The 25,520-nt window shown below is 62.2% G+C and carries 26 protein-coding genes; 14 read left to right on the forward strand and 12 right to left on the reverse strand.

The annotated features are described in order from the left end of the window. Nucleotides 1-187: 187 nt before the first annotated feature. Complete coding sequence (locus tag AXG89_RS05235) at nt 188-1,888, forward strand: isovaleryl-CoA dehydrogenase (protein ID WP_062168343.1); 1,701 nt, start codon at nt 188-190, stop codon at nt 1,886-1,888. Between the two features lie 17 nt (nt 1,889-1,905). Here AXG89_RS05235 and AXG89_RS05240 read toward each other — a convergent pair whose 3' ends face one another. From AXG89_RS05240 to fliE, 5 genes are all read right to left on the reverse strand, one after another. Continuing rightward, nucleotides 1,906-2,226 (reverse strand): EscU/YscU/HrcU family type III secretion system export apparatus switch protein, encoded by a 321-nt coding sequence (locus AXG89_RS05240; protein ID WP_372237079.1) that lies wholly within the window; start codon nt 2,224-2,226, stop codon nt 1,906-1,908. Nucleotides 2,227-2,228: 2 nt separating this feature from the next. Continuing rightward, nucleotides 2,229-3,524 carry a flagellar hook-length control protein FliK gene (fliK, locus tag AXG89_RS05245; RefSeq protein ID WP_062168345.1) on the reverse strand — a complete coding sequence of 432 codons (1,296 nt, stop codon included), beginning with the start codon at nt 3,522-3,524 and terminating at the stop codon, nt 2,229-2,231. Nucleotides 3,525-3,622: 98 nt separating this feature from the next. Next, on the reverse strand, nt 3,623-3,952 hold the full coding sequence (locus tag AXG89_RS05250) for a flagellar protein FliT (protein WP_062000618.1): 330 nt from the start codon (nt 3,950-3,952) through the stop codon (nt 3,623-3,625). A gap of 24 nt (nt 3,953-3,976) precedes the next feature. Then, nucleotides 3,977-4,390 carry a flagellar export chaperone FliS gene (gene fliS, locus AXG89_RS05255; RefSeq protein ID WP_062000619.1) on the reverse strand — a complete coding sequence of 138 codons (414 nt, stop codon included), beginning with the start codon at nt 4,388-4,390 and terminating at the stop codon, nt 3,977-3,979. 248 nt (nt 4,391-4,638) lie between these two features. Continuing rightward, nucleotides 4,639-4,989, reverse strand: coding sequence for a flagellar hook-basal body complex protein FliE (gene fliE, locus AXG89_RS05260; protein WP_062168347.1), 351 nt, complete (start codon nt 4,987-4,989; stop codon nt 4,639-4,641). A gap of 347 nt (nt 4,990-5,336) precedes the next feature. On the opposite strand from fliE, the gene fliF reads away from it, so the two are divergent. The 13 genes from fliF to fliR all read left to right on the forward strand — a co-directional run bounded on the left by fliF (nt 5,337) and on the right by fliR (nt 16,895). Continuing rightward, nucleotides 5,337-7,115, forward strand: coding sequence for a flagellar basal-body MS-ring/collar protein FliF (fliF, locus tag AXG89_RS05265; protein ID WP_062000621.1), 1,779 nt, complete (start codon nt 5,337-5,339; stop codon nt 7,113-7,115). Next, complete coding sequence (gene fliG, locus AXG89_RS05270; protein ID WP_056356390.1) at nt 7,105-8,100, forward strand: flagellar motor switch protein FliG; 996 nt, start codon at nt 7,105-7,107, stop codon at nt 8,098-8,100. The genes fliF and fliG overlap by 11 nt, the downstream gene beginning before the upstream one ends. Then, nucleotides 8,093-8,794 (forward strand): flagellar assembly protein FliH, encoded by a 702-nt coding sequence (gene fliH / locus AXG89_RS05275; protein ID WP_075359344.1) that lies wholly within the window; start codon nt 8,093-8,095, stop codon nt 8,792-8,794. The genes fliG and fliH overlap by 8 nt, the downstream gene beginning before the upstream one ends. Continuing rightward, a complete protein-coding gene (fliI, locus tag AXG89_RS05280) occupies nt 8,788-10,344 on the forward strand; it encodes a flagellar protein export ATPase FliI (RefSeq protein WP_062000623.1) in 1,557 nt (518 codons plus the stop codon). The genes fliH and fliI overlap by 7 nt, the downstream gene beginning before the upstream one ends. A 38-nt stretch (nt 10,345-10,382) precedes the next feature. Beyond that, the gene (gene fliJ, locus AXG89_RS05285; RefSeq protein WP_062168349.1) at nt 10,383-10,832 is read left to right on the forward strand and encodes a flagellar export protein FliJ; all 450 of its coding nucleotides are present in this window, start codon (nt 10,383-10,385) and stop codon (nt 10,830-10,832) included. A gap of 44 nt (nt 10,833-10,876) precedes the next feature. Continuing rightward, nucleotides 10,877-12,325: a flagellar hook-length control protein FliK gene (locus tag AXG89_RS05290; RefSeq protein ID WP_062168350.1), complete on the forward strand. Its 1,449-nt coding sequence runs from the start codon at nt 10,877-10,879 to the stop codon at nt 12,323-12,325. 211 nt (nt 12,326-12,536) lie between these two features. Beyond that, the gene (fliL, locus tag AXG89_RS05295) at nt 12,537-13,028 is read left to right on the forward strand and encodes a flagellar basal body-associated protein FliL (protein WP_062168352.1); all 492 of its coding nucleotides are present in this window, start codon (nt 12,537-12,539) and stop codon (nt 13,026-13,028) included. Between the two features lie 68 nt (nt 13,029-13,096). Further along, on the forward strand, nt 13,097-14,095 hold the full coding sequence (gene fliM, locus AXG89_RS05300) for a flagellar motor switch protein FliM (RefSeq protein WP_062000627.1): 999 nt from the start codon (nt 13,097-13,099) through the stop codon (nt 14,093-14,095). Continuing rightward, nucleotides 14,088-14,525: a flagellar motor switch protein FliN gene (fliN, locus tag AXG89_RS05305; RefSeq protein ID WP_062000628.1), complete on the forward strand. Its 438-nt coding sequence runs from the start codon at nt 14,088-14,090 to the stop codon at nt 14,523-14,525. The genes fliM and fliN overlap by 8 nt, the downstream gene beginning before the upstream one ends. Beyond that, nucleotides 14,522-15,040: a flagellar biosynthetic protein FliO gene (gene fliO, locus AXG89_RS05310; RefSeq protein ID WP_062168354.1), complete on the forward strand. Its 519-nt coding sequence runs from the start codon at nt 14,522-14,524 to the stop codon at nt 15,038-15,040. The genes fliN and fliO overlap by 4 nt, the downstream gene beginning before the upstream one ends. Beyond that, nucleotides 15,040-15,807, forward strand: coding sequence for a flagellar type III secretion system pore protein FliP (gene fliP, locus AXG89_RS05315; RefSeq protein WP_062168356.1), 768 nt, complete (start codon nt 15,040-15,042; stop codon nt 15,805-15,807). The genes fliO and fliP overlap by 1 nt, the downstream gene beginning before the upstream one ends. Nucleotides 15,808-15,833: 26 nt before the next feature. Then, nucleotides 15,834-16,103 (forward strand): flagellar biosynthesis protein FliQ, encoded by a 270-nt coding sequence (gene fliQ, locus AXG89_RS05320; RefSeq protein WP_056356411.1) that lies wholly within the window; start codon nt 15,834-15,836, stop codon nt 16,101-16,103. Next, nucleotides 16,104-16,895, forward strand: a complete 792-nt coding sequence (fliR, locus tag AXG89_RS05325) for a flagellar biosynthetic protein FliR (protein WP_062168358.1) — start codon at nt 16,104-16,106, stop codon at nt 16,893-16,895. It abuts the gene before it with no gap. A gap of 164 nt (nt 16,896-17,059) precedes the next feature. Here the strand turns inward: fliR and flgL are convergent, their stop codons facing one another. From flgL to flgG, 7 genes are all read right to left on the reverse strand, one after another. After that, entirely contained in the window at nt 17,060-18,313 is a 1,254-nt protein-coding gene (gene flgL, locus AXG89_RS05330) for a flagellar hook-associated protein FlgL (protein ID WP_062168360.1), read from the reverse strand. Nucleotides 18,314-18,323: 10 nt separating this feature from the next. Then, the gene (gene flgK, locus AXG89_RS05335; protein WP_062168362.1) at nt 18,324-20,282 is read right to left on the reverse strand and encodes a flagellar hook-associated protein FlgK; all 1,959 of its coding nucleotides are present in this window, start codon (nt 20,280-20,282) and stop codon (nt 18,324-18,326) included. A 356-nt stretch (nt 20,283-20,638) separates the two neighbouring features. Then, entirely contained in the window at nt 20,639-21,394 is a 756-nt protein-coding gene (locus tag AXG89_RS05340; RefSeq protein WP_062170296.1) for a flagellar brake protein, read from the reverse strand. A gap of 408 nt (nt 21,395-21,802) precedes the next feature. Then, the gene (flgJ, locus tag AXG89_RS05345) at nt 21,803-22,822 is read right to left on the reverse strand and encodes a flagellar assembly peptidoglycan hydrolase FlgJ (RefSeq protein ID WP_062168364.1); all 1,020 of its coding nucleotides are present in this window, start codon (nt 22,820-22,822) and stop codon (nt 21,803-21,805) included. Nucleotides 22,823-22,834: 12 nt separating this feature from the next. After that, a complete protein-coding gene (locus AXG89_RS05350; RefSeq protein WP_062168366.1) occupies nt 22,835-23,959 on the reverse strand; it encodes a flagellar basal body P-ring protein FlgI in 1,125 nt (374 codons plus the stop codon). 2 nt (nt 23,960-23,961) lie between these two features. After that, nucleotides 23,962-24,660: a flagellar basal body L-ring protein FlgH gene (locus AXG89_RS05355; RefSeq protein WP_062000636.1), complete on the reverse strand. Its 699-nt coding sequence runs from the start codon at nt 24,658-24,660 to the stop codon at nt 23,962-23,964. A 50-nt stretch (nt 24,661-24,710) separates the two neighbouring features. Beyond that, nucleotides 24,711-25,499, reverse strand: a complete 789-nt coding sequence (flgG, locus tag AXG89_RS05360) for a flagellar basal-body rod protein FlgG (RefSeq protein ID WP_062000637.1) — start codon at nt 25,497-25,499, stop codon at nt 24,711-24,713. Between the last annotated feature and the right edge of the window lie 21 nt (nt 25,500-25,520).

Below are 25,520 nucleotides of genomic sequence, written 5' to 3' on the forward strand. Positions count from 1 at the left end.
CGCCAAACGCCCAAAATGGGATTGGCGATTATAGGTTCGGGTTTTAAAGAGATAAGGACTTCCTAATAAAATCGGAAATACCTCAAGGCAGACGGTTTAAGACGGTTCTCAGGAATTCTTGGTTTGAGCGCGTCGATCCGGCGCGTGGCTTTTAGGAGCAGAATATTCGCTTCGACGGAGGTAACCGATGACCCCATCCACCTGCGGCCAGACCCACGAAATCACGAACCAGGCGCCGCCGCTCGAGCGCTACAACGCGATGACCACGGACGCGGCGCTGGTTGCCGCGCTGCAACGCGAAGGCGCGGGCTGGCATCTCGATGCACTCACACACGACGGCTTGGCACTGACCCAGCCGGACGTCCTTGCCCTTGCTGATCTGGCCAACCGGCATACCCCCGAACATCATCCATTCAGTGCGCGCGGCGAGCGGATCGATGCGATCGAGTTTCATCCCGCGTGGCATACGCTGCTTTCTATGTTGCGTGAACAAGGCCTTCACGCAATGCCGTTCGAATCAGGCACGTTCGGCCATCCGCGGCCCGGTTCCATGGCTGCGCGCGCCGCCGGATATTTTCTCCACGCGCAACTCGAAAGCGGATCGTTGTGTCCACTGACCATGACGTTCGCGAGCATCCCGGTGCTGCAAAAGGAACCCGCGCTCTACGCGCGCCTGCAGGCGCAATTGCTTTCGCGCAAACACGATCCACGCGATATCCCGCTCGATGCCGGCAAACAATCGATGATGATCGGCATGGGCATGACCGAAAAACAAGGCGGCTCGGACGTGCGCAGCAACCGGACGCACGCGGTGGCGCTCGGCGCGGGCGGGCGAGGCGCTGAATATCGGCTGGTCGGGCATAAATGGTTTTTCTCCGCGCCGCAATGCGACGCGCATCTCGTGCTCGCGAGGACCGGCGAAAGCGCCGATGAAAAAGGCCCGATTTCGTGCTTTTACGTACCGCGCTTCACGCCGGACGGTTCCAGGAACGCGGTGCAGATTCAACAACTCAAGGACAAGCTCGGCAACCGCTCGAACGTCAGCAGCGAAGTGGAATTCCTCAATGCCTATGGCGTGATGATCGGCGACGAAGGACGCGGGGTGCCGACGATCATCGAGATGGCGAACTTCACGCGGCTCGATTGCGTGATCGGCAGCGCGGCGTTGATGCGCGCCGCGCTGATCCACGCGATTCACCACGCGCGGTATAGGAGCGCGTTTGGCGCAAAGCTCGCCGATCAACCGCTGATGCGCAACGTCCTCGCCGATCTCGCACTGGAATCGGAAGCCGCGACCACGCTGTTCATGCGGCTCGCGGGCGCGTTTGAAAATTCATCGGCGCCGGAGGAGCGCGCGTGGCGGCGCATCGTGACGCCGGCCGCGAAGTTCTGGGTCTGCAAGCGCGCGCTCGAATTCACCGGCGAAGCAATGGAGGTCTGGGGCGGCAACGGGTATGTGGAGACGGGACCGATGGCGCGGTTTTATCGGGAAGCGCCGGTGAATTCGATCTGGGAAGGCTCGGGCAACGTGATGTGTCTCGACGTGCTGCGGGCGATCGAGCGTGAACCCGAAGCCGCGCACGCGTTATTCGATTCGTGGCGCGCGGCGGCGCAAGAATATCCGGCGTTGCGCGACGCGTTGAAAACCCTGCTCGGGATGCTTCAGGGCGAGCCGGCTGCGCGCGAGGCGTCGGCGCGGCGGATCGCGCAGCAACTCGTGCTGACGGCGCAGGGTGTGTTGCTCGCGCAGCACGCGCCGCCGGAAATAGCGGCGGCTTTTATCGAAACCCGTCTCGGCGATGCACAACGCACCACGAATCGCGTCTACGGCACGTTGCCGGCGCGCTTTGATTTCGCGGCGGTCATGGAGCGGGCGTTTGCCGCCTAGCACTCAGGACAGCAGGCCTATCCCTTCGGCTTTCCGGCGGCCGGCGCGACTTGCGGCGCCGGTCCTTCCTCAATGCCGTTTTCCAGCCTGTAGAGCCATGCCAGCAGTTCCGCCACCGCCTGATACAACGCGGGCGGGATGCGGGCATCGAGATCGACCTGCATCAGCAGCGACACCATGTCCGGCGATTCGTGCACGTACAAGCCGGCGTCCTTCGCGCGCTGCACGATCATTTCGGCGACGAGGCCATAACCCTTCGCGACCACGCGGGGCGCGGCGTCAGGTTTTTTCGTGTCGTAGGTGAGCGCGGTGGCTTGCTTGCGCGGATCGTTGCGCAGCGTCACGTTGCGGTCTCCACGCCGTCGCCCGGCGGGACGACGCCAGCCGATTCGGCGAGCGGGTCCATCGCGCGGACGGTGATGCCGGCGAGCTGCAGGCCGGCGGCTTCGAGTTGCTGCTGGAAATGCGCGCCGTCGCGGGCAAGCAGGATCGCGCCGTCCGCGCTGGCGTTGAGTCGCACAAGCAGCTTCTGCCCGGTGAGCACGAGGTTCGCATCCACGTTGCCGAGCGTCGGCAAGGTCAGCGTGACGCGCGTGTGCCAGGCGCGGTCATCGCCGAGGGGCACATTTGCAGCGCCATCCTGTGGGCCGCGCTCACGCGGCTGGATTTCCCACTCGAACTTCGCGCCAGGCCAGGCTTCGCCGGACCAGCGGAACTGGTTGGTCGCGAACAGATCGAGCTGCTGGCGCACGAGCGGAATGGTCGATGGATGGATGCCCGCGTTGATCGACGCCTGCACAGCCGGATCATGCGTATTTGCATCGGCGGCGGACGCGGAATCGGCGGCCAATCTTGATCCCGGCGGCGAAAACACATTCGGCGGCACCGCGCGTACCGACGCCGCCAGCGCCGCGGCCTGCTGCGGCGTGAGCGGCATCGGGACGAGGCGCACGGGGTTCATCGGATCGGGCGGATCGGCGGAAAAAGTGGACGGCAGCAGGGATTCATCGATCCAGACGTCTGCCGGAATATCCGTTTGCGGTTGCGGTACGTCGAACGGGAGCTTCGCCGTCACGTTGTCCGCACGCGCTTGCGGTTCATTGTTCAGCGACGCCAGCGAACGTTGTCCTGCAAGCCACTGCACGATATGACTTTCGTAGAACAGCCCGCTTTCGCTCACGGTTTTTGCCAGCACAGACGCCAGCACGTCAACCGGCAGGGCCGGCGCGACTTGATTGACCGCGGTCGTAGAAGAAGCGGTGGTTGTCTCCGGCGTGGAGAACAACGACCCGGACAAGGTGGCAAACGCGCTCGCGGCGAGAACCGGCCGGGGCGCGGTCGGCCATAAGGGCGTATCGCTTGTGATGGGCGGCGTGTTCTGACCGCCGAAACGGGAAATGGCGTCCAGCGTGCGCGCGACATCGCTGAGCGCGGTCTGCGCGGAAGCCGGCGGCGGCGTATTGGCTGCGTTTGCCGGAACGGGAACGGCGAACGGCGGGGTATCGACGAGAAGTTGCGACGTGCCGGTTTGCGCAGTCGCCCCCGAGCTCGATCCGCCCTGCGGAAGCAGCGCCGATAACAGCATGTCAGTGCGGCTGGCGATTAGCGCAGCGATCGCGGAGTCCAGACCAGGCATGCCGGTTTCCTCGGGTCACCGGTCAGCGCGATCGACACTCGGATCAGTCCGCCACCGGTTTTCGGCGGGCTGCAAACACGTGACCTGCAAAAACGTGTTTATCGCAGCCCGATCATCTTTTTCAAAACTCGCGCGGGTCTGTTCACTGTGAACAGCGCCGATAAACGCGCAAGGCTGGGTGCGCTCAGGTCGCGAATGGCGGCGTCGTCCGCGAGAATCCGGCGCACCAGCTCGAACTTGCGGGCGCGGGCGGTATCGTCGAGCTGGGATGCGGCATCGACTTCCCGCAAGCCGTCGATCAACTCGCGATATGCCCCTTGCATGATCTTCAACTCACTCCAGTCTCCACAGCGCGCCGCGGCCAGCATGCGCGCAGAAAGTTCAGCAATCGCTTCGTAATGAGAGAAATATTCTTGTGTCGTTTTCATTATGTGCGGACATATTTCGCAATGTCACGCCGCAGCCATTCTTGCTGCGTCGGGCGCAATTGCGATCCAGGCGTCTTCCAGAGTCGCCAACAAGCCATCGACTTCCACCAGCATCGGTTCGCTTTGCTGCACGTTCGCGGTCAACAGCCGATGCGACATATACGTATACAGCGCGTCCAGCCGCGCCGCGATTTCACCGCCGGCGTCCTTGTTCAGGGCCTGCTGCAAACCGCTTTCGATAATGCCGATCGCCTTCGTGATCGCTTCGCCGCGCGCCGCGATGTTGCCTTGCTGCAAGTGCATTCGTGCCTGAGCCACAGCCTGGCGCGCGCCCTGATACAGCATGACGACGAGTCTGTGCGGACTGGCGCCCATTACTCCGGTTTGCACGCCGACGCGTGCGTACGCGTTGGCTCCCGCATGTCCCTGGGAAAACATCCGACTTTCTCCTGATTCGATTTCCGCACGCTCGATCGCGAAAACCGTAATGAACCGATGCCGGCATTACGATCAAGACCTTCGATTCGTCTGACTGTTTGCCGAGCTGTACTTGGGTTATCGGAGAAAGCGGCGAAAGCTTTAGGAAGGCTTTGCGTCACAACGGGTTCCGGAAAGTGCAATGGCCGCGAGCAAGCGTCCAGATGCCGATGGCGCGGTTATCCATGAAGCGGGCTGCGCGCCCCGGCTCAGACGGAGATATTCATGATGTCGTTGTACGCGGACACCAGCTTGTTGCGCACTTGCAGGCCGAACTGCAACCCTACGTTGGCCTTCTGCATGTCGACCATGACGTCGTTGAGCGATACGTTCGGCGCACCGATTTCGAACGCGTGCGCTTCGCTCATGGCGCTTTTCTGCGAGCTGCTGATGTTATCGATGGACGATTTCAGCGCATCCGCAAAACTTCCCGCGCTCGCCGCCCCCGATTCAGGCACGACAGCGCCGCCCGCAACATTGCCCGCGCCCCCGGCGGCCTGCGTGGCCATGGACTGGAGTTGCTGGAGCGCCGAACTCAGCGGGCTGATGGATGCATTCATGGTGTCTCCAGAAGGAAGCGGAAATCAAACTCTCAAAAATAAGGTAACCGGCGGCAACGTATGGTGGGCGGTGCTGCTGGGACATATCGAACCGGGGCCTGTCCCGGGCCTGAGGCTGGCGTCTGCGCCGGAGCCTGGGCGGTTCGCCATACGGCCTGACCGATTACGAAAAAGTCTAGCAGCGGCGTGGTTTTGCAAAGCCGGGAAAGAGCGCCAAAAGCGGCTTCTGTTCGCTCAATCGACTTACTCGCCCTTACGGATAATTCCTCTCATGAAAGAGTCTGCGACTGCGCCCGGCTTTAACCGGACACTTCGCGGAAAACGCAAGATTCGGAGAGCTTCGACGCATGGATTCCACCAATAACCTGATCAACCCGGACGCCCGCATGGGTCTGGCCGGCGCGCAGCCGGCGGCCGGATCGATCGCGGCAGGTTCGGGCGGCGCGGGATTTGCCGGCAGTTCGGACTTCAGCGGCAACCTCGGCGGCCGCATGCCGATGCTCAACCAGTTCCGCAACAACCCGCGCATGCCGTTGATCATCGCCGTGGCGGTGCTGGCCATGGTGATTGCCGGACTGGTGATGTGGTCGCGCCAGCCGGACTACCGGGTGCTGTTCAGCAACCTGTCGGATCGTGACGGCGGAGCGATCGTCGCCGCGCTGCAGCAAGGGAACATTCCCTACAAGATCGCCGAATCGGGCGGTGCGATCCTGGTGCCGAGCGAAGCCGTGCACGAAACGCGGTTGCGGCTGGCATCGCAGGGATTGCCGAAGAACGGCTCGGTCGGCTTCGAATTGATGGACAACCAGAAGTTCGGCATCAGCCAGTTCGCCGAGCAGGTCAACTATCAGCGGGCGCTTGAAGGCGAGCTGGAAAAGACCATCGCGTCGATATCGTCGGTTCGCGAAGCCCGGGTGCACCTCGCGATTCCGAAGCCGACCGTGTTCGTGCGCGAAAAGGAATTGCCGACCGCGTCCGTCATGTTGAACCTGTATCCCGGCCGCGCGCTCGACGAAGCGCAAACCCTCGCTATCCAGCACATGGTCAGCTCGGGCGTGGCGGACATGCCAGTGAAGAACGTGACCATCGTCGACCAGGATGGCAACCTCCTGACGCAGCAAAGCAGCGGGCCGAACGGGCTGGACGCCTCGCAACTCAAGTACGTCCAGCAGATCGAGCGCAATACGCAATCGCGTATCGATGCAATCCTGGCGCCGCTGTTCGGTGCAGGCAACGCCCATTCGCAGGTGAGCGCGGATATCGACTTTTCGAAGCTCGAGCAGACCGCCGAAAGCTACGGTCCGAACGCGAATCCGCAGAACACGGCGATCCGCAGCCAGCAATCGAGCGAATCCAAGGACGGCGGCGGCGCGAGCGTTGGCGGCGTGCCGGGCGCATTGTCGAACCAGCCGCCGGCAGCGGCGTCGGCGCCTGTCGACGCAGCCGCGAGCGGCGCCGACGGCGCAAAGACGCAGCCGGTGAATGTGCGCAAGGACACCACGACCAATTACGAAGTCGACCGGACGGTGCGCCACTACGAGCAGCCGATGGGCGGCATCAAGCGCCTCTCGGTCGCCGTGGTCGTGAACTACCAGAAGCAAGTGGACGCGAAAGGCATCGTCACGATGCAACCGCTGCCCGCCGACAAGCTCGCGCAAGTCCAGCAACTCGTGAAGGACGCGATGGGCTACGACGAAAAACGCGGCGACTCGGTCAACGTGGTGAACAGCACGTTCCTGGTCGATACGAACGTGATCCCCGACATCCCCTGGTGGCGCACGCCGGACATGATCGCCCGCGGCATCCAGTTGGCGAAGTACGCGGGTATCGGGCTGGTGGCGATGTTCCTGTATTTCACGATGGTGAAGCCGGCGCTGCGCCGCGCCTTCCCGCCGCCGCCCCCGCCGCCCGCGCTCGGCGCGCCGGATGAACTGTCGCTGCTCGATGGTCCGTCCATGCCGAAGTCCGCAGTAGATGAAGACAAGGATGCCGAAGTCAGCTTGCTCGGCAACGAAAGCAACAAGGCCAAGTTCGAACGCAATCTCGACTACGCGCGGATGATCGCGCGCCAGGATCCGAGAATCGTCGCGACGGTCGTCAAGAACTGGGTGTCCGATGAACGCTGAAGGCCTCAATAAAGCCGCGCTCCTGCTGATGTCGATTGGTGAATCCGAAGCAGCGGAAGTCTTCAAGTACCTGGGACCGCGCGAAGTCCAGAAGATCGGCGCGACCATGGCGCAGTTGAAGAACGTCACGCGCGAGCAGCTCGACAACGTGATGACCGAGTTCGTGCACGAAGCCGAACAGCACACGGCGCTCTCGCTCGATTCGAGCGAATACATCCGCACGGTGCTGACCAAGGCGCTCGGCGAGAACAAGGCCGGCGCGCTGATCGACCGGATCTTGCAGGGCAGCGATACGAGCGGTATAGAAGGCTTAAAGTGGATGGATTCGGCGGCGGTCGCCGAGCTCATCAAAAACGAGCATCCGCAGATCATTGCGACGATTCTCGTGCATCTGGACCGCGATCAGGCATCGGAAATCGTGGCGCTCCTGACCGAACGCCTGCGCAACGACGTGCTGTTGCGCATTGCAACGCTCGACGGCATTCAGCCCGCCGCGCTGCGCGAACTCGACGATGTGCTCACCACCTTGCTTTCCGGCAGCGACAACCTGAAACGCGCGCCGATGGGCGGCATTCGCACGGCGGCGGAAATCCTCAACTTCATGTCGACGGCGCACGAGGAATCGGTAATCGAAAACGTCAAGGAATTCGACGCGGAACTGGCGCAGAAGATCATCGACCAGATGTTCGTGTTCGAAAACCTGATGGACCTCGAAGACCGCGCCATCCAGATGTTGCTGAAGGAAGTGGAATCGGAAACGCTGATTGTTTCGTTGAAGGGCGCGCAACCGCCGCTGCGCCAGAAGTTCCTCGCGAACATGTCGCAGCGCGCAGCCGAACTGCTCGCGGAAGACCTCGATTCGCGCGGTCCGGTGCGTTTGTCCGAAGTGGAAACGCAGCAGCGCAAGATCCTGCAGGTCGTGCGCAATCTCGCCGAAAGCGGTCAGATCCAGTTAGGCGGCAAGGCCGAGGACGCATATGTCTGACGCAGCAGAAGCCGCGAAGCAGGCTCACCCGACAGAAGCCGAAAAAAAGGCGCGTATGTCCGCGTATCAGCGCTGGGAAATGGCGTCGTTCGATCCGGTTCCCGTGGATCGCAGCGCCGCCGATCAGGCCGCGCTCGAAAAGCATCTGCGTCGTGTCCGCGACGAAGCCCACGCGCAAGGTCTGGCGCAGGGCCACGTCGCCGGCCAGGCGATGGGTTATCAGGCCGGCTACGACCAGGGTTATGCGAAGGGCGAAGAAGAAGGCCGCCTCGACGCACGGTCGGAAGCGGCGCGGCTTGCTTCGATGGCCGATGCCTTCAAGACCGCCCTGCAAGCCGCCGACGCCGTGGTCGCCGAGGCGCTCACCGCGCTGGCGCTGGATATCGCACAACAAGTGGTGTCGCAGCATTTGACGCTCGACCCGACCGCCGTGCTGGCTGTCGCACGCTCGGTGATCGCGGCCGAGCCGGCACTTTCCGGCGCGCCGTACCTGATCGTGAATCCGGCGGATCTGCCGATTGTCGAAGCCTATTTGCTGGAAGAGTTGCAAGCGGCCGGATGGACGTTCCGCACCGATCCGGACATTGAACGCGGCGGCTGCAAGGCACACGCGGCAAGCGGTGAAATCGATGCAACCAATGCGACGCGCTGGGAGCGCGTCGCAGCGGCGCTCGGGAGGACGCAACCGTGGTAACGCAAACGCATAACAACGCCGCAAGCGCTGCGCGCCGCGTGACGCAGGAAGGGTTGAGCGAACTCGAGCAGGAGCTTGCGCGCGCATCGTTTGGACCGCTCGCCGATCCCGACGTCACGCCCGAGCCGACGCTGGAAGACATGGCGGCGCAGACGATCGTCGAGTTGGCGGAGATGGTGAACAATCCGCATCTCGATGGATGGCGCGCCCAGCTCGAAGCCAGCAAGGCGCGCAGCCAGATATCGAAGCCGTTGCGCGCGTGCGGCCGGTTGACCCGCGCCGCGGGCCTCGTGCTGGAAGCCGTCGGATTGAAACTCGGCGTGGGATCTGAATGCATGATCGAGTTGCCGGCGGGCAGTTCCATTCCAATGGCCGAAGCCGAAGTCGTCGGGTTCTCCGGCGACAAGCTGTTCCTCATGCCGACCACCGAAGTCTCCGGCTTGCTGCCTGGAGCGCGTGTTTATCCGCTGGAAAGCGCGCCCATCAATGATCCGATGGCCGGTGCCAAGCGCCTGCCTGTCGGCTGGGAAATGCTCGGCCGCGTGGTCGATGCCTCCGGCCGGCCGCTCGATGGCCTCGGCCCCCTCGGCGCCAAGCGCGATGCACCGCTGTCCGCGCCGACCATCAACCCGTTGAATCGCGAACCGATCCACAAGGTCCTCGACGTCGGCGTGCGCGCAATCAATGCGTTGCTCACCGTGGGACGCGGCCAGCGCATGGGTTTGTTCGCGGGCTCGGGCGTGGGTAAATCCGTGCTGCTCGGCACCATGGCGCGTTACACCAGCGCCGAAGTGATCGTGATCGGCCTGATTGGCGAACGCGGCCGGGAAGTGAAGGAGTTCATCGAACAAATTTTGGGCGAGGACGGACTGGCGCGTTCGGTCGTGGTCGCGGCCCCCGCCGACGTTTCGCCCATCCTCCGTATGCAGGGCGCAACATATGCGACCTCGCTCGCCGAGTATTTCCGCGATCAGGGCAAACACGTACTTTTGCTGATGGACTCGCTCACGCGTTACGCCATGGCCCAGCGCGAGATTGCGCTGGCAATCGGCGAACCGCCCGCCACCAAAGGCTATCCGCCCTCTGTGTTCGCCAAGTTGCCGGCGCTCGTCGAGCGTACGGGGAACGGCCCGGAAGGCGGCGGATCGATTACGGCTTTTTATACGGTCTTGACGGAAGGGGACGATCAGCAAGATCCTATCGCCGATTCTGCCCGTGCAATTCTGGACGGGCATATCGTGCTGTCGCGGTCGCTGGCCGAAGCGGGGCATTACCCGGCCATCGATATCGAGGCGTCGATCAGCCGCGCAATGACGGCGCTCATCGACGATAAACATCTGGACCGCGTGCGCTTGTTCAAGCAAATGTTGTCGCGTTATCAGCGCAATCGGGACTTGATTAACGTGGGCGCGTATTCGAGCGGACGCGACGCGCTGCTGGACCGGGCAATAGCGTTGTATCCGCGCATTGAAGCGTTTTTGCAGCAAGGATTTCGCGAGCAGGCGATGTTCGAACCGAGTTTGGCCAAACTCGACGAACTGTTCGCGTGAAGACCCGATAAAGATAATCAGGAAGGAACCAGACCTCCATGTCAAAGCATCTGCCGATCAACACCCTGATCAACCTCGCAGAAGAAGAACTCGAAGCCGCGACCAAAAAACTCGGCAAGCTGCAGCAGGAACGCAACGAAGTGGAGACGCAACTGAATTCGCTCGTGACGTATCGCGATGAGTATCACGCGCGGTTCACGGCGTCGGCGCAAGAAGGCACGACCGCGCAGACCTTGCGTAACTTCCAGGCATTCGTGGATACGCTCGATTCCGCGATCAACCAGCAGCGCGCGTTGCTCGTGGCCGCGAATGCACGGCTTGAAGCGGCAAAGCCGGAATGGCAGCAGAAAAAGCAGAAGCTGGGTTCGTATCAGGTGCTGGCTGCACGCGCCGACGCGGTGCAGGCCAAACAGGACGCAAGGATCGAGCAGCGCGATTCCGACGAGCATTCCGCCAAGGTGCTGCGGATGCGTGCCGAACGGGCGTAGGTTTTAACGCGGATTTATCTTGCATAAGATACAAGAGGTCATTCATGTCGTCAGTTAATTCGGCCAGCGCGTTGCTGGGTATGTCGAGCGTATCGGCTGTTTCGCGCAGCACAGCAGCGGCGTCCGCTCGCGATGAAGCGGCGGCATCGTTTGGCTCGACCTTGCACAGCATCACCGCCAAGGCCAATGAGCGCGAAGCGGCACAAGCCAAAGTGCAGGAACGCGCTCAAGCCGATAAAGCCGCTGCAAAGGCGGCGGCTGCGCGCGGCAGCGTGCATGATGCGTCGAAACCGGACAACACGGATTCAACTGATCAGGCTAAAACAACGGACGGCGCGGATCAAAGCACGGCGACGGATCAGACGGATTTATCGAAGACCGACAAGACTGCGTCAGCCGATAAACCAGCTAACGCGACCAAGGCCGCGCCGGGAACGCCCGAGGCAATCGCGGCGGCGGCAGCGGAAAAGGCTGCGATTCTGAAAGCACGTGCTACCGGTGCCGGGAAAACGCCTGCCGATCCGGCCGACGCTGCGACGGCAAGCACGGACGCGACATCGACGGATGCCACCGACACGACGGCCGATACCCCCTCACCCGCCAAAGCCGCCGATGCCAAAGCCGCCGCCGATGCGCTGCAGGCGTCGCTGACGGCGGCCGCAAATGTGCAGACGCCGGCCACGCCGCTCAACGCGGCCGCCGCAGCAGCAATGGGCGCGGCGCACGCGGGCAACATGAACAACGGCACGCCCACGGGCACGACGACGGGCACGAAAGGCGGTCGCGACACGCCGCTGGCTGGTCTTTCGGCTGATAGCAAGACCCAGGGCAGCGCGGCGTTGACGCCACAAGGCGGCGCGGCAGCCACGCAACAAGCCGATGCAAACGCACTCGCTGCACTGACGCAATCCGACGACGGCAGCGCCGCATACAAGGCAACCGCGGCGAACGCCGACGCCACCGCGAACGCGAGCGTGCAGCAAGCGGCATCGGCGGCGACCAGCGGCGCGACCTTGCAAGGCGCCGCGACCGCAGCCGATAGCGCCGCCATCGCACCGCATGTCGGATCGAGCGGCTGGGACGATGCGTTCAGCCAGAAGGTGGTGTTTTTATCGAATGCACATCAGCAAAGCGCCGAGTTGACGCTGAATCCGAAGGATCTCGGGCCGCTGCAGGTGGTGCTGCAGGTCGCCGGGAATCATGCGCATGCGCTGTTCGTATCGGACCATGCGCAGGTTCGCGCGGCCGTCGAGGCTGCATTGCCGACCTTGCGTGAAGCGATGCAGGCAAGTGGCATTGGTTTGGGCAGCACGAGCGTCAGCGACGGCTTTGCGGGCAAGCAAGCGAGCTCGGGCCAGCAGGATGGCGGCGGACGGCCGTCGTGGACTGGTTCGGGCAGTAGCGGCGGCGGGATTGGAGCCGTAAGCGACGCATCGAGCTCGGTCAGCCTGCCGCTACGCCGTCAGGTTGGACTGGTGGATACGTTCGCCTAAAGCCCTACGGCCGCGTCAGACCCGGCAAACCAGCCGCGCGAGCCTCACCGCCGCGCGGCTTTTTCACGCCTGCCATCCCGCGCGTATCGCAAACGTAAAATCCTCCCCTTTGCGCAAACTCCCGAGTTAGCCCTAATAACCCCTTCTGTTCGACCCATCGCGCAACCTTACTTTCGCCAACAATTCAGGCTACAGAAAGAGGTCCGCAAACATGGCAACTACAGCAGCAGCACAACAACCCGTCACGCCGGCTAAAACCGGCAAGCTCAAGCGCATCATCCTGATCGCGGTGGGCGCAATCGTCCTGCTCGGCGCCGGCGGCGCAGGCGCGTATTTCTGGCTGCACAAAACCGCATCGCACGAACCCGCGAAGCCCGCACCCGCGGTGCCGCCGGTGTTCTACCCGCTCGACTCCATGACCGTCAACCTGCAATCCGATGACGGCATGCATTACCTGCGCATCGGCCTCACGCTGAAGCTGCCCGATGAAAAAGCGCAGGCCGCGCTGGCCGAGCGTATGCCGGAAGTGCGCAGCCACATCCTGATGCTGCTCTCGGCGAAACATCCCGACGACCTGGCCGGCATCGACGGAAAACGCACGCTCGCCAAGGAACTCCTCACTACCGTCAACACGTTCGGCGGTACGCCGGAAGCACCGGCGCACGTGCAGGAAGTGCTGTTCACAGAAATCGTCGTCCAGTAACGCGTTGCTCATACGCGCAAAAACGAAGCCGAACCAGACAAGCGCAAGACAGGAACCAAGGAACACTCATGGGCCACGAAGAGTTCATGTCGCAGGAGGAGGTCGATGCCCTGCTCAAGGGCGTCACCGGGGAAGTCGATGCTGTTGCCGACGAAACACGCTATCAAGGCGTGCGCCCCTACAACCTCGCGACGCAGGAACGTATCGTCCGGGGCCGGATGCCGGGCCTGGAAATCATCAACGACCGCTTCGCGCGTCTCCTGCGCGTGGGCATCTTCAACTTCATGCGGCGCTCGGCGGAAATTTCCGTCGGTCCGGTGAAGGTACAGAAGTACAGCGAATTCACCCGCAACCTGCCGATCCCGACGAACCTGAACCTGGTCCACGTGAAGCCGTTGCGCGGCACGTCGCTTTTCGTGTTCGACCCGAACCTGGTGTTCTTCGTCGTCGATAACCTCTTCGGCGGCGACGGCCGTTTCCACACCCGCGTGGAAGGCCGCGAATTCACGCAGACCGAGCATCGCATCATCAGCAAGCTGCTGAACCTCGTGTTCGAGCAGTACGCAGCATCCTGGAAAAGCGTGCGCTCGCTCAACTTCGAATTCGTGCGCTCGGAAATGCACACGCAGTTCGCAAACGTGGCGACGCCCAACGAGATCGTGATCGTGACGCAGTTCTCCATCGAGTTCGGATCGACCGGCGGCACGCTGCACATCTGCATGCCGTATTCGATGATCGAACCGATCCGCGACGTACTGTCGTCGCCCATACAAGGCGAAGCGCTCGAAGTCGACCGCCGCTGGATTCGCGTCCTGTCGCAGCAAGTGCAGTCCGCCGAGGTGGAACTCACGGTCGATCTCGCGCAGATCGGCACGACCTTCGAGCAGATCCTGAACATGCGGGCCGGCGATGTCCTGCCGATCAACGTGCCCGAAGAGGTCACGGCAAAAGTGGACGGCGTGCCGGTGATGGAATGCGGCTACGGTGTTTTCAATGGTCAATACGCGTTGCGCGTCCAGAAGATGATCAGCGCAACCGATACGATGAAGGAAGGTGGATATGAGTGACGTAACCGAACCGGGCACGCTGCCGTCCGATCCGCTCAAGGGCGAGGACTTCGGCATGGACGACTGGGCGAGCGCCCTGGCCGAGCAGAACGGCAATGAGACGCCGGCGGCGGCATCGTCGGCCGGGGTGTTCCAGCCTTTGTCGAAAGTCGCGGCGCCGACGACGCGCAATGACATCGACATGATTCTCGATATCCCCGTGCAGATGACGGTGGAACTCGGGCGCACGAAGATCGCGATTCGCAACTTGCTGCAACTCGCACAAGGATCGGTCGTGGAACTCGACGGCCTCGCCGGCGAACCGATGGACGTTCTCGTCAACGGATGCCTCATCGCCCAGGGCGAAGTGGTGGTCGTGAACGACAAGTTCGGTATCCGTCTGACCGACATCATCACGCCGTCGGAACGCATCAGGAAGCTGAATCGATGAAACGCCCGGCCGTCGCTTTCTCGACGCTTTTCGTGGCATTCACCGCGCACGCCGCCGATATGAACGCCGTCAATCACGCGGCCCAGATTGCATCGGGTGTGGGCGCGGGAACAGCCGTGCCGTCGCTTGGTGTCGGCGCCGTGTTGCAGACGCTGCTCGGGCTGGCGATCGTGATCGCGTTCGTGTTCGGCTGCGCGTGGCTCGCACGCAAGTTCGGGGTGGCAGGGACAAAACGCACGGGCCTGGTGAAGGTGATCGGCGGCGCGTCGCTCGGGAACAAGGAGCGGGTATCGGTGGTGGAAATCGGCGATACATGGCTCGTGCTGGGCGCGGCTCCCGGCAACGTGCGGCTGCTGCACACCATGCCGGCGGGATCGGCGGAACTCAGCGGCGTGGAAGCGCCCACGGCGCCCGGGCCGGACGGACTTCAAGGCAGTTTCGGTCAACGTTTTCGCGATGCCCTCGCCGGTGAAGCGACCAAACGTCTGCAAAAATTCGCGGGCGGGAGCAAGTAATGCAGTTTCGGTTTGTAGTTCGATGCGCGAAGCTGGCGCTGCCGGTCGTGATTGGCGCCCTTCCCTACGCAGCTTTCGCACAAAGCACGGCCGGCTTGCCGGCGTTCAACACCAGCCCCGGCCCGAACGGCGGCACGACGTATTCGCTCAGCGTCCAGACGATGCTGCTGCTCACCATGCTGTCGTTCCTGCCGGCAATGGTGCTGATGATGACGAGCTTCACGCGCATCATCATCGTGTTGTCGCTGCTGCGTCAGGCGCTCGGCACGACCAGCACGCCGCCGAATCAGGTCCTGGTCGGACTGGCGCTGTTTTTATCGTTGTTCGTGATGTCGCCGGTACTCGACCGCGCCTACACCGACGCGTACAAACCGTTCTCCGACGGCACGATCACCATGGATCAGGCGGTCACGCGCGGCGTCGCGCCGTTCAAACAATTCATGCTGCGCCAGACGCGCGAAGCCGATCTCGCGCTCTTCGCCAAGATCTCGAAAGCCCCGCCCATGAACGGTCCCGAAGACGTGCCGCTCTCGCTGCTGGTGCCGTCGTTCGTAACGAGTGAATTGAAGACCGGCTTCCAGATCGGCTTCACCATTTTCATTCCGTTCCTGATCATCGACATGGTCGTGGCGAGCGTGCTGATGTCCATGGGGATGATGATGGTGTCGCCATCGACCATTTCGCTGCCGTTCAAGCTGATGCTGTTCGTGCTCGTCGATGGATGGCAGTTGCTCATTGGTTCGCTCGCGCAGAGCTTCGTTTCGTAAGCCTTCAAAGCACAGAGATACACACGATGACCCCCGAATCCGTCATGTCGATCGCGCACCAGGCCATGTACGTGGCGCTGTTGCTCGCGGCTCCGCTGTTGCTGGTCGCGCTGGTCGTAGGCCTGGTGGTGAGCTTGTTCCAGGCCGCCACGCAGATCAACGAAAGCACGCTCTCGTTCATTCCGAAACTGCTCGCGGTCGCCGTCACGCTCGTGATTGCCGGACCCTGGATGATGGAAACGCTGCTCGACTACATGCGCCACGTGTTCACCATCACTCCGGCAATCACCGGCTAAATGTTTTCGGTCACGTACGCCCAGCTCAATGTCTGGCTGACGTCCTTCCTCTGGCCATTCACGCGCATTCTTGCGTTGATCGCGACCGCGCCGCTGCTGAGCCATCTGGCGGTTCCGGTGCGCGTCAAAGTCGGGGTGGCGGCGTTCATTGCATTGATCGTGGCGCCGACTATCGGCGCCGTGCCGCAGGTCACCGTATTTTCCGCCGATGGCGTGCTGATCCTCATCAACCAGTTCATGGTGGGCGCGGCGCTCGGCATGACGATGCAGATTGCGTTCGCGTCCATCGATGCAGCCGGCGAGTTCATCGGCCAGCAGATGGGTCTAGGTTTTGCGACGCTCTACGATCCGCGGCAAGGCGGAAACGCGGTTGTGATTTCGCGATATCTGAATACGATCGCGTTCCTCGCTTTTCTCGTCTTCGATGGTCATCTGCAAATGATCAGCGCCCTCGTGCAGACGTTCCAGAACGTGCCGGTGAGCGCAAACGTGCTGGGTTCGATGACCCACGCGCGCGGCTGGCAGACGCTCGCCACCTACGGCGTGAGTATTTTCTCGACGGGGTTGTTGCTGTCGTTGCCTGTCGTGGCGGCGTTGTTGATCGCGAACCTGGCGCTCGGGATCCTGAATCGCGCGGCGCCGCAGATCGGGATTTTCCAGGTCGGATTTCCCGTCACCATGCTGGTGGGTTTCCTGCTGATCCAGTTGATGATCCCCAACCTGATCCCGTTTTTCCAGCGGATCTTCGAGAACGGGATCGATCAGATGGGACGGGTCGCGGCGGCGCTATAGTTTTCACCTTGATCGATGAGTCGTGTCGCTATTCACCGCATATTTTGCGGTGAATAGCCGTCGTAATCACCGCACACCACCCGCAAACAAAAAGGGCCACCCAAAAAAGGTGGCCCGAAACACTTCCTAACTACCCACATCATTCCCCGAATTTCTACTCCCCATCAACTGCTGATGTACTGGAACAGCGACATCTTTTGAATGCTGGCAAACGCCTGCTGCGCGCCCTGCAACGCGTTCTGCGTCAACTCGTACTGGCTGATCGAGCTGACGAGATTGATGCTGGTCAGGTCCTGAAGCGAGCTGGCGGTTTGCGTCGATGTCGTCTGCATCGCCGTCTGCGTTGCGGTCACTTCCTGCTCGCGGCCGCCAACGGATGCCTGCGTCGTCAGCACGTTGTTGTACATGTTGTTGACCTTCGTGCCGCCCGTGGTCAGCGCGTTTTGCAACGTCGCCTGCGCAGCCGGGTTGCCCGAGGTCGGCTGCTTCAAGGCGCTGATCAGCGAATCGAGCGTCGAGAAGATATCGGTGTCGGAGGCTTTGCCGGTGTTTGCGGGCGCGACCGTGAACGAATCGCCGTTGGCCGGCGCGCCGTCGATGGCCACTTTCTGCCCGCCGCCCAAAGCAATGTCCTGCTGCGCCACATATGGTGTCGCGGGCGTGATCGTGGCGCCGTTCTGGTCCTTGACCGTGTAGGTCGTGGTGGCCGTGGAACCCGTGCCGCTGGTCGCGAACGAAATCGTATAGGTCGATGCATTGCCAGGGTTGCCCCGGTCGCTCACATTGACCGCTCCGATGGTGCCGGAACCCGTATTGCCCGCCGCCGACGATGAAACCGGCAAGCTCTCGTTTGGCGACACGCTCTGGAACACGGTCGCGCCGTTATCGGCGACGTTGATCGAGCGGTTATCGGAAATCTGCACCTGGCGCTGGCCGTTGTCGCCGGCGTAGGTCGCGCCCGTGCCCGATGCGTTGTCGGTGAACGGCTGCGTCGTGCCCTTGAAGCCCGAGAAGATGTAGTTGCCGTTGGCGTCGGTGGAATTGCTGAGCGTCATCAGGTTGTCGCGGTAACCCTGCAACTGGGTCGCCATCGACGCGCGGTCGGTATCGTTGAATGATGCGTTGCCCGCACGATTCACGAGCGTCTGCACGCTCTGCATCACGTTGCCGATGCTCGTCAGCGTCGAATCTTCCTGCTGCAACGAAGTCAGCGCGGCAGACTGGTTGGTGCTGTACTGCGAGAGCGTGGCGGACTGGCTGCTTAACTGCACGGCCTGCGCGGCGCCGAGCGGATCGTCCGATGCGGTCTGGATTCTCTTTCCCGACGAAATCTGCGCGTACTGCGCCGCGAGCGATGCCTGCTGGTCGCTCATCGTCTGAACGTTCATCGTGAAGTACTGCGAGCTGGAAATACGCATCGTGAAAACCTCAGTTGAAGATGCCGAGCAGTGTCTGGAACAACGAGGAAGCCGTCTGGATGACCTTGCTGTTAGCCTGATAAAGCTGCTGGTACTGGATCAGATTGGCGGCTTCCTCGTTCAGGTTCACGCCGGACACAGATTGCTGCGCCGATGTCGCCTGGTTCAGCACCGCGGTCGCCGACGTGCTCGATGACTTCAGCGCGTTCGTCTGGTTGCCGATCTGGTTGACGAAGTTCGCGTAGGAACTGGTCAGGGTGTCGGTGCCGCCGTTCATCGACTTGGCGGTGCCGATGTTGGCCATCGCGAGGGCATTGCTGCCGTCGCTCGTGCCGCCTGTGTTTGCCGCGATCGTGAAGCTGTCGCCCGTGGACGGCGTACCGTTGAGGGTCGCGCTTACTCCTGCACCGTTGGATACGGTGAGGCCTTTCGTGGGGTCGTAGGCGAATGCGGTGCCGGCCGGAACTTTCGTGTTGTCCGGCAGCGTGATCTCTACGTTCGACGTCATGGTCTTGGCCGTGGCGTCGTACGTCAGCGTGATGCTGCTGGGAATCGAGTACCCGGCCGTCACGCTCGCCGCCGAGATCTTGCCCGTGCCCGTATTGCCTGTCGCCGCCGATGACACCGCCGGCGAAGCCGCGGCAATCGCCGACGGGTTCGAGTTGCTGAGCGAGAAGTTAGCGAGGGAACCGCGCGTGGGCTGGATCGTGAACGAATCACCTTTCGTCATCGATCCGCTTGCAATCGATATGTTCATCCCGGCGATGGTGCCGCTCACCGCGCCCGTGGACGAAGCGGTCAACTGACCGACGACTGCGCCCGACGAGCGGTCGGTGAGCGTGTACTTCGAGCCATCGAAGCCGAGCGAGTAGTCGCTGGTCGGTGGTTGCGTGCCATCGGCGATGGACACATCAAGCGTCGCGTTGCCGCTGTTGCGCGCGTTTGCATAGACGGTCGGGCTGCCGGTCGAGAACAACGCGCCGCCGGCGTTGCCGTTCAGATCGACGCCCAGTTCGTTCTGGTTGTTCAACTGCGTGGCGAAGCTGGTCGCAATCGCGCCGAGATTGGCCTGCGCCGGATCGAGCGACTGGCTGCGAAAGTCGAGCAAGCCGCCGATCGTGCCGCCGCCGCTGAACATCGAATCCGGCAAATACTGAGTCTGTTTGGCCGTCTGCGTGGAACCGTCGGAAGAGGCGTATGCAATCGACAGTTCGCTCGGGTCCGAGGGCGACGTTGCCGTCGTCAATGCGTACGAACTGCTGCCGGCGACCAGCGGCTGGCCATTTCCAAACGATACGTTGTAGCCGCTGTTGTTCGTGGTGACCTGGACGCTGACCAACTGGCTCAGGTTCGATACCGCGAGATCGCGCTGGTCGAGCAACTGGTTTGGCGGCTGCCCGGCCGAACTCGCGCTGGCGATCTGCACGTTGAGATCGGCGATCTGCTTGGCGTAGGTGTTGACCTGCGATACCGCGCTCTGCAGCGACTGGTTGACGCCGTCGCGAAGCTGGTTGTAGGTCGTGGCCGCGGCGTTCATCTGGTCGGAGAGCGATTGCGCGCTGCTCATCAGCGTTTGCCGCGTGGCCGTCGTTCCCGGGCTGTTCGCGACCGACTGCAAGCCGGTGAAATAGCTGGTGATGCCCGCGCCGATACCCGTCGTCGGATCGCCGACGAGGTTGTTCAGTTGCGAGAGCATCGAGTAGTACGTGTTCAGCGAGCTGCTGCTCGACTGCGAGCTGTTGAGCTGCTTCGTGAGGAAATCGCTGTATGAGCGCGAGACTGTGGCCGTCGTCACGCCTTGTCCGGCATAGCCCGACGCCGTGTACTGCCCGGATGACTCCTGGTACACGGGGCGCTCGAGCGTATAGCCTGGCGTGGAAGCGTTGCTGATGTTCTGGCCGGTCGTCGTCAGTCCCCACTGGGCTGCGTTAAGACCACTCACGCCAATATCGAATAGGTTGCTGGACATGCAAGGAATCCTGGTAGGGGCATGACGGCCGGCCCGCCGAATGGCGACACTGATGTATATCGGCCGAAATGGAAAAAAGTTGAGCGGACGCGCGGCGTTTCTCGGCGTTTCTGTTAATTCCCGCCACTGCCGCGTGCCCACTGCGCCTTGTCCGGATTATTCACCCGAGGAGCTCGAGGCAATCCGTGAAGCAGCGGGGCAATCGGGGCCTAATTCATCGAATGAACCCGGCCGGAACGCGCACGTTACGGGAACGAACGGACGCAATGGGGTGACGTGGCCGGAACACCCGGCGCGCCGATAAAAAAGCCCGCGATAAAACCGCGGGCTCCTTTGACAATCATCACCGCTGAAACTCAGCGCGCGAGCGACCGCCGCTTCATTTCGAGTTGCGTGATCAACCGCTGCAACGTGTTCTCCGCCGATCCCGGCAAACTCATGAACTTGAAGCCCAGCGTATAACGCCGGTCGCCTTTCGCGTTCACGATCTGGCGGTTCGACATCAGTTGCACGTCGAGCACGACCTTGCCCGGATTGCTGAAATGAAGCTCCACGTCTTTCAGGATCACGCCGACTTCCAGCGCCGCAACGCGTTCGTCCATGGTCCGAAGCGCAACACCGCCAAGCGAGAGGTCGTTGACTTCAAAGCGAAAACGCTCGCCGCTCGGCAAAATGCCGCTGCAGATATACGGGTCGAGCACGGGCGCTTCCACACGGAAATACTCGCGTCGCTGCATATAAAACAGGACGGGCGGGAAGTCGGCTTCGAACGCCGGACGTCCTTCGAAAACGATTTCACGCGGCGTACCCGTCGCGAATTCGACGCGAACGCCATCCGGGCTCGCGCTGAACATCAGGTTCTCGGTCGAGAGGACGGCGGCGTTTTCATCGGCAACCGCGCCCCAGTCGAAGACGAACGTCCGGGCAGCGGGATTCACGTCGAGCAGGCGGGTCACGATCTGCCCCTTGCCGTGATCGACAGTGAGGAAATCGCCCCGATTGACGAGGTTGCGCAGGGAAACACCGATTTCCAGCGGATTACGCCTGCCAAAATCGGGATGGTCGGACTCGTCGTCAGCGATGTCGGAACCGTTCGACTCATTCATGTTCATGGGCTTGCCGTGTTCGTTTGCTCGCGCCGCCTCGAGTATCAAGGCCGGTGCGCGTCCAACCAGACCGTGTAGATCCGGCACTTCGGTGTTCCATTTAGCGGCAATAGGGCAGGTTTATTTAGGGCTGACAGCAAAAAATACCTAAAAATCCCGTTTTACCCCTGATTAACCTCGATTTCGCAACCGAAAACGTCCAAAGCGCACGAAAAGAAACAAACCCGCTCTCAGCCCCATTTTCTATGCGGCTCGGCCGGCGGCCCATCCCGCGCGCTGCAGAATGCGGGAATGGCTCACCGGCCGGCTTCGTCTTCTATTGCGACATTGGCCCCGTCGCTTATGACACATTACTCGTAATACGTTTCGCCTACCCGACAAATTGCAGCAAAACGCGCGCCAGTGCACGCTTCTTCACGCAATGTGTTTCATTATCGAAATCAGTTTCTTCGCGTATTGCGGATCGGTCGCGTATCCGGCTTTCTGCATGCCGTGCGCGAAGCCGGCGGCATCGCGCGATGCTTCGACCACCGGCGCGTAGCGCGGGTTGCTCTTGAGCACGCTGGCGTAGTCGGTGAGCGCGTCCTCGTAGGAGTCGTACGCACGGAACTTCTCCACCACTTTCTGCGGCTTGCCGTTCACGTATTCGGTCGTCACGGCGTTCGTGGTCTTGCCGGTCCAGTCGCTCGTCGCCTTGATCCCGAACACGTTGTGGCTGGTGCTGCCATCGGCATTCTTGATTTCGCGCTTGCCCCAGCCCGACTCCAGCGCCGCCTGTCCAATGATGAAGCGTGCCGGAATGCCCGTCGCGGCGCTCGCGGCCTGCGCAGGTGCGGCCAGCCGGTCGACGAACCCCGCCACCTTGTCCGTTCCCACACCGCGTGCGGCCGGTTCGAGCGCGCTGTTGGCGCTGTAGCCCTTGCCTTGCAGCGCATCCTTCGATGCACCCGATGCCGCCGTGTTCGCATAAGCCTTCGCCATGGCGTTCATTGCGGCGATGTTGCCGGCGTTCGCGCTGCTGTCGCCACTAGCGCCCGCGCCGGTCGGGTCAAGGCTCGAGGGCGTTCCCGCGCCCGCGTTGCGCATCAGTTGCTTGAGCATCATGTCCGCCACGCCGATGCCCTTCGATCCCATGTTCTGCGCCATTTGCTGGTCGAGCATGGACGTGAAGGTGGCGGTGTCGTGGGAATCGAACGGGCTGTCGGACGGCGTCGCCTCGCGCATGCTCTTCAGCATCATCTGCGTGAAGACCGTGTCGAATTGCTTGGCCGCCGCCTTCAAACCCGCCTGCGGCGAGGCGTTGGCCTGGGCGCGCATGGCGTCGAAACCTTGCACATCGAGCGCAAACCGGTTCGATAAAGAACTCAGGCCGCTGCTCGTGTCCGAGCCACCCAGTGATGCCAGCGTGCTGTTTGCCGTCCCGTTCGCGTTCATGTGCGCTTGTCCTTATATGATTTCCAGGTCGGCGCGCAAGGCGCCTGCTGCTTTCATCGACTGGAGGATCGAGATCAGATCCGCCGGCGTCGCGCCCAGCGCGTTGAGCGCCTTGACCACGTCGGCGAGCGTCGCGCTCGCCGCGACAGTCTTGAGCGCGCCCGTGTCCTGCTTCAACTGGATATTCGATTGCCGCGCGGCCACCGTCTGGCCGTTCGAGAATGCGCCCGGCTGGCTGACAGCCGTTTGCGTGTTGATCACCACGGACAGATTGCCGTGTGCGACGGCACAGTTCTGCAACGTCACCATCTGGTTCATCACGATGGAACCCGTGCGCGCGTTCAGGATCACCTTGGCGGCGGCCTGCGACGGACGCACATCGATATTCTCGAGCTGCGCCATGAACGACACCTGGCTCGTCGGATCGGTCGGGGCGCGAAGCTGGATCGTGCGGCCGTCCAGTGCGACTGCCGTGCCCATGCCGAACTGATTGTTCACGGCCGCCACGATCTTCTGCGCGTTGTCGAAGTCCATGTCGCGCAATTCCATCTGCATCGTGCCGCCGGGTTGGGTGAAGTTGCTCGGCACCGCGCGTTCGACCAGCGCGCCGCCCGAAATCCGGCCCGCGCCCAGCGAGTTCACCTGGACCTTGCTGCCGTTCGCGCTCGCGCCGGCGCCGCCGATTACCACGTTGCCTTGCGCCATGGCGTAGACCTGGCCGTCGGCGCCTTTGAGCGGCGACATCAGCAGCGTGCCGCCGCGCAAGCTCTTCGCATTTCCCAGCGATGACACCGTGACATCGATCGCCTCGCCCGGCCGCGCGAACGGCGGCAAAACGGCGGTGACCATCACGGCGGCGACGTTCTTCAACTGCATGTTCTGGGTGGTCGCGGCGTTCAACGTGATGCCGAGGTTGCCCAGCATGTTGGTCAGGCTTTGCGTGGTGAACGGCGTTTGCGATGTCTGGTCGCCGGTGCCATCCAGGCCGACTACGAGGCCGTAGCCAATCAACTGGTTGTCACGCACGCCCTGAAACGAGACCAGGTCCTTCAGGCGTTCGGCTTGCGCCGCCTGCGGCAGCACCGCGGCCAAAGCCAGAGCGAGTGCGCCAAAGCAAAAACGGAGAGCGAGTGTCATGATCAGAAGGGTGCCACGTTGAGGAAGAACCGCTGGAGCCAGCCCATGTTCTGCGATTCATCGATATAACCCTTCGCCGAATACTCGATCTTCGCGTCGGCAACTTGCGTCGAATAGACCGTGTTGGCGCCGGAGATGGTCGTGGGATTGACCACGCCGGAGAAGCGTACGAATTCGTTCCCTTGGTTGATGAGCATCTGTTTTTCGCCGCTCACGAGCAGGTTGCCGTTTGGCAATACGCCAGTGACGGTCACGGTCAGCGTGCCATTGAACGTGTTGGCCGCGCTTGCACCGCCGGAGCCGTTGAACTTCTGCGAACCGCTTGCCGAAAGGTTGGTGTTGTTGAAGAGGCCGCCGAAAATTCCCGGCGTTGTCGGCACTGCAAACGCCGCGGCGCTGCCGCGCGCCGCGTTCGCCGCTGACGACTTCGTTGCGTTGACGTTTTCCGCGATCACGATGGTCACGATGTCACCCGTATTGCGCGGCCGCTGGTCTTCGAACAGCGGCCGTCCCGCGTAGCCCGCGTTGTAGATCGCGCCCGGCGACTGCGCGTTCACGGGCGGCAAGGGCGGGCGCGCCGTCATCGGCTGCTGGGTGATCGGTTCTTTTGGCACGAGGCCGCACGCGCCCAGCGTGGCGGCGAGAAAACCTGCCAGCACGACGGTCGGAATACGGCGAAACGATAAAGAAATGAGCGACATCTTCGTGATCCTTCGGAAATACGTAGCAGCCGTGAAGCCGCTTGAACCTGTTAAACCTGCATCGAGCTAAGCGTCTGCAGCATCTGGTCCGACGTGGTCACGGCCTTGCTGTTGATCTCATAGGCGCGCTGCGTCTGGATCATGTTCACCAGCTCCTGCACCACGTTCACATTCGATGCTTCCACGTAGCCCTGTTGCAACGTGCCGCTGCCGTTCAGTCCCGGCGTCGTGACGTTCGGAACACCCGAGCCGTTGGTTTCGGAGAGCAGGTTCTCGCCCTTCGCGTCGAGGCCGGCGGGGTTCGCAAATGTAGCGATCTGCAATTGCCCGACCGTGGTGTTCGCCGTGCTGCCTTGTTGCGTGACTGTGACCGTGCCGTCTGAACCGATCGTCAGGCTCGTGTAGTTCGTCGGCAAGGTGATGGCCGGCGTGACCGGATATCCGCTCGATGTCACCAGTTGGCCCGTCGGGCTCGCCTGGAACGAACCATCGCGCGTGTATGCCGTGGTGCCGTCGGGCATGGTCACCTGGAAGAAGCCGTTGCCGTTGATGGCCACGTCCTTCGAGTTGCCCGTCTGCGACAGGGCGCCCTGCGTGTAGAGGCGTTCCGTTGCCACCTGTTGCACGCCGGTGCCCAACTGGCTGCCCGATGCGAGTTCCGTGGTTTGCGTCGAATTCGCGCCTGGCTGGCGAACGGTCTGGTACAGCAAGTCTTCGAACACCGCGCGCGAACCCTTGAAGCCGTTCGTGCTGACGTTGGCGAGGTTGTTCGAGATCACGTCCATCTGCGACTGCTGCGCGTTCATGCCGGTTGCAGCGATGTAAAGAGAGCGGTTCATGTTTTATTGGCCTTTGGGCTA

Source organism: Burkholderia sp. PAMC 26561 (assembly GCF_001557535.2).
Lineage (GTDB): Bacteria > Pseudomonadota > Gammaproteobacteria > Burkholderiales > Burkholderiaceae > Caballeronia.